The 3907-nt window shown below is 74.7% G+C and carries 2 protein-coding genes; both read left to right on the top strand.

Going from position 1 to position 3907, the window contains the following annotated elements:
* Positions 1-200: 200 nt before the first annotated feature.
* A complete protein-coding gene (locus AB0C69_RS39375) occupies positions 201-1139 on the top strand; it encodes a DUF5996 family protein (protein ID WP_345181258.1) in 939 nt (312 codons plus the stop codon).
* Positions 1140-1201: 62 nt separating this feature from the next.
* Positions 1202-3811 (top strand): DUF4132 domain-containing protein, encoded by a 2610-nt coding sequence (locus AB0C69_RS39370; RefSeq protein WP_360361321.1) that lies wholly within the window; start codon positions 1202-1204, stop codon positions 3809-3811.
* Positions 3812-3907 lie beyond the last annotated feature (96 nt).

Raw genomic sequence — 3907 nt, 5'->3', positions numbered from 1 at the left:
ACGCAGTTGCGGCATAGGTGCGACGTGCCGACGGTCATGTCGTTTCGGGGTTGAGGGTTCTCGTTATCGATCGCCGGGCCGCGATGCGGGCGGGGGCGGCCGTCCGGCGGGACCTCGATCCGGGCGGTCCCGCGTCCCGCACTGTTGCGGAGGCCCGATCCGGGGCATGACCCGGATGTTCCGGCTGGAAGGGGGCCCTCGTGGAACGGCAGGCCTGGCCACGGCTGCGCGTCGCCGACTGGACGCCGACGCGCGACACCCTGCACATGTGGACGCAGATCGTCGGCAAGGTGCGTCTGGCCCACGCACCGCTGGTGAACCACTGGTGGAACGTGACGCTCTACGTCAGCCCGCGCGGGCTGACCACGTCGGCGGTCCCGTACGACGGGGGCGCTTTCGACATCGAGTTCGACTTCGTCGACCACCGGCTGCGGCTGCGGACCTCGGACGGCAGCCTCCGGGAGTTCGAGCTCGCGCCCATGCCGGTGTCGCGGTTCTACGCCCGGACGATGGCCGCCCTGCACGAGCTGGGGATCGAGACGCGCATCCAGGCGCGCCCGAACGAGGTCGAACCGGCGATCCCGTTCGAGGAGGACGACCAGCACGCCTCGTACGACCCCGAGGCGGCGCACCTGTTCTGGCGCCAGCTGCTCCAGGCGGCGCGCGTGCTGGGGGAGTTCCGGGCCCGCTACATCGGCAAGGTCAGTCCCGTGCACTTCTTCTGGGGCGCCATGGACCTCGCCTGCACACGCTTCTCCGGGCGGGACGCGCCCGAGCATCCGGGCGGCGCCCCGAACTGCGGGGACTGGGTGATGGTCGAGGGGTACTCGCGGGAGCTCAGCAGCTGCGGGTTCTGGCCGGGCGGCGGCGAGGAGGGGTCCTTCTACGCCTACGCCTACCCCGAGCCCGCCGGGTTCGCCGACCGTCCGGTGGGCCCGTCCGGCGCCTTCTACAGCAGGGAGAACGGCCAGTTCCTGCTCCCCTACGAGGTGGTGCGGGAGAATCCCGACCCCGACCGGGCCCTCCTGGAGTTCCTGCAGGGCACCTACGAGGCGGCGGCCGACCTCGGAGGCTGGGACCGCGCCGCGCTGGAGGCCGATCCGGCGCGATGGGACCACAAGATCCGCGAAGGGACCTGAGCCGAGGCGCCGCCGCGGTCGGGTGACCGGGATGTCGGACGCCGCCGCTAGCTTGCGGTGCCATGGTCGAGACGGTGGAGATCCCGGTCGAGTGGCGCGAGCACATCCATCCGAGGCGCGGCGGCGTCCCCGGCCCGCCGGTCGCCGTGGACGAGGGGGCGGCGCGGCGGGCCCGCGAATGGGACCTCGCGGCCCGTCCGATCGCCGAGGAGATGCTGGAGCACGAGCGCACCGACCCGGAACTCGGGCGGGCCCTGCGGGCGTGGCTGGCCAAGGAGGCCGACCCGGCGGGCGCGGCGGCGGTAGCCGCCGTCGCGCTGAAGTACCTCGACGGAGTCGAGGGCGCGGCGTTCCTGGACGCGTGGGTGCTCGACCACGGGCTCGCCTTCGCCGCCTGCGCGGTCACCGAGGCGATTTCGATCGAGCCCGGCCCGGTGCCGCGCCCCGCGAAGCCCGGCCCCGGCGGGTTCGTCGTCGGGCTCGTCGCCTACGGAGACGGCGGAGCCCCCGGAGGATGGCGCGGCGAGATCCGGCGCGTCACCGTCCACGACCACTTCCCGGTCGGCCGGTGGGTCCCCGGGGACGCGGTGCTCAAGCGCCTCCGCACGCTGCTGGCCGCCGCGCCCGAGGACGAGTACGGCGAAGCCGTCGAACGGCTCTCGCGCCACCGCGGCGACGCCTGGAGGCGGCGCGTCGCGTCCTACCTCGTCCCGACCGAGACGGCCTGGCTGGACGTCTCTCCCGGCGTCTCCCTCGGAACCGGAGAGCACGACCACGAGTACCTGCTCTGCTCCCTGTCCAGCGCGGCGCAGATCCGGGAGGTGAGATGGGTGCCGGCCACCCCCGCCGTGCTCGAGACCCTGCTCGACAGTCTGGGCGCGGACGCGCTCCCGCTGCTCGCCCTCGCGCTCCGGCACAGCCACGACGCCGACGAGACGCATCCGATCGTGCTGCGGGCGCTCATGGAGATCGCCGACGAGGCGGTCTTCGCGCTCCTGCTCGACCACATGGGCGACCGGGGCGTGCCGGCCGCCTTGCAGGAGGCGGCGGAGAGGCGCCCGGAACTCGCGCTCCGGGCGCTGGCCCCGCTGGCCGGCGACGACACGACCAGGGGCCTGCAGGCGGCGGGCACGGTGCGCGGGCTGCTGTACGCCAGGCCCGACCTGGCCGAGGCGGCGCCTTCGGGAAGCGTCGAGGCGCTGCTGCCCCGTCCGGCCGTTCCGGACTGCGCCGACCTGCCCGACGTGCTCACCGGCAGGCCCGCCCGCGGCGCGAAGACCGACTGGGCCGACCCGACGTTGCTGCCCCGGATCCTCACGCGCGGCCGCGACCGGGCCCTGCCCGCGAGCGCGACCCGGCGCCTGCTGGGCCTGCTCGCCAAGAAGGCGCCCGAGGCCGCGCGAGTTCGCGCGTTCTGCGACCGGCACTCGCTGGCCGAGTTCTCCTGGGCGGTGTTCGAGCGCTGGCACGCGCTCGGCGCGCCGACGCGGCACAACTGGGCGCTGGCGCAGCTCGGCCTGATCGGCGACGACACCACGGTGCGGCGGCTCAGCCCGCTGATCAGACTCTGGCCGGGCCAGGGGCTGACCGCACGGGCCGCGGCCGCGCTGGACGTCCTGGCCGCGATCGGCTCCGACACGGCCCTCACCCACCTGTTCGAGCTGACCCGCCGCGGCCGGTACAAGGGGCTGAAGGCCAGGGCCGCCCGCAAGATCGACGAGATCGCCGCGGCGCGCGGCATGACGCGCGACGCCCTCGCCGACCGGGCCGTCCCCGACTTCGGGCTGGACGAGCGGGGCACGCTCGTCCTGGACTACGGCCCGCGCCGGTTCACCGTGACCTTCGACGAGCAGCTCGTCCCGCTGGTGGAGGAGCCCGGCGGCAAGGTGCGCAGGAGCGCGCCGAAGCCCGGCCCGAAGGACGACCCGGCTCTCGCCCCGGCCGCGCACGCCCTGTTCACCGGCCTCAAGAAGGACCTGCGGACGATCGCCGACCAGGAGATCAGGCGCCTGGAGCTGGCCATGACCACCCGGCGGAGCTGGACGCCGGACGACCTCCGCTCCCTGTTCGTCGCCCACCCGCTGCTGGGGCACATCGTCCGCCGGCTCGTGTGGACGACCGACTCCGGGGCGGCCTTCCGCGTCGACGAGGCGGGCGACTACGCCGACGTCCGCGACGACCCGTTCGCCCCCGCCCCGGACGACCGCATCGCCATCGCCCACCCGGTCCTGCTGGGCGACGACCTGCACGCCTGGGCCGAGCTGTTCGCCGACTACGAGATCCTGCAACCGTTCGAGCAGCTCGGACGGCCCGTCCACCGGCTCACCGAGGCCGAGCGCGCCGCGCACCGGCTCGCCCGGGTCGAGGGGCTGGTCCTGCCCTACGGCAAGGCCAAGGGCCACTCGCAGGGGCGCTGGGAGTCCGTGGACGCGGACGGCGGTTTCGCGGGCGGCTGGCTCGCCCGGCGCGACCCGGCCGGCCTGTACGTCGTGGCCCGCCTGAGCCCCGGCCTGGGCCACTACATGTACGGGGAGGGCGAGGACCAGAAGATCGAAGCCGTGTGGGCCGCTCCGGCCCCGGGCCGCGCCCCCGAGGGCACGGTGCCGCTCGGCCGGGTCGATCCGGTCACGATGAGCGAGGCCGTCCACGACCTCGTCCGCAGCGCCTCCTAGCAGGGCGGGGGAGAAGCCGGGCTCGGGGTCCGGCCGGTTCCGAGCCCGGCGCCGCCGCGGTGCGGTACCGGCGGCACGAGATGCTCGACTCGCTCT

It is taken from the genome of Actinomadura sp. NPDC048032 (assembly GCF_040653175.1).
GTDB lineage: Bacteria > Actinomycetota > Actinomycetes > Streptosporangiales > Streptosporangiaceae > Spirillospora > Spirillospora verrucosospora.
This window is presented reverse-complemented; position numbering and strand designations above follow the sequence as displayed.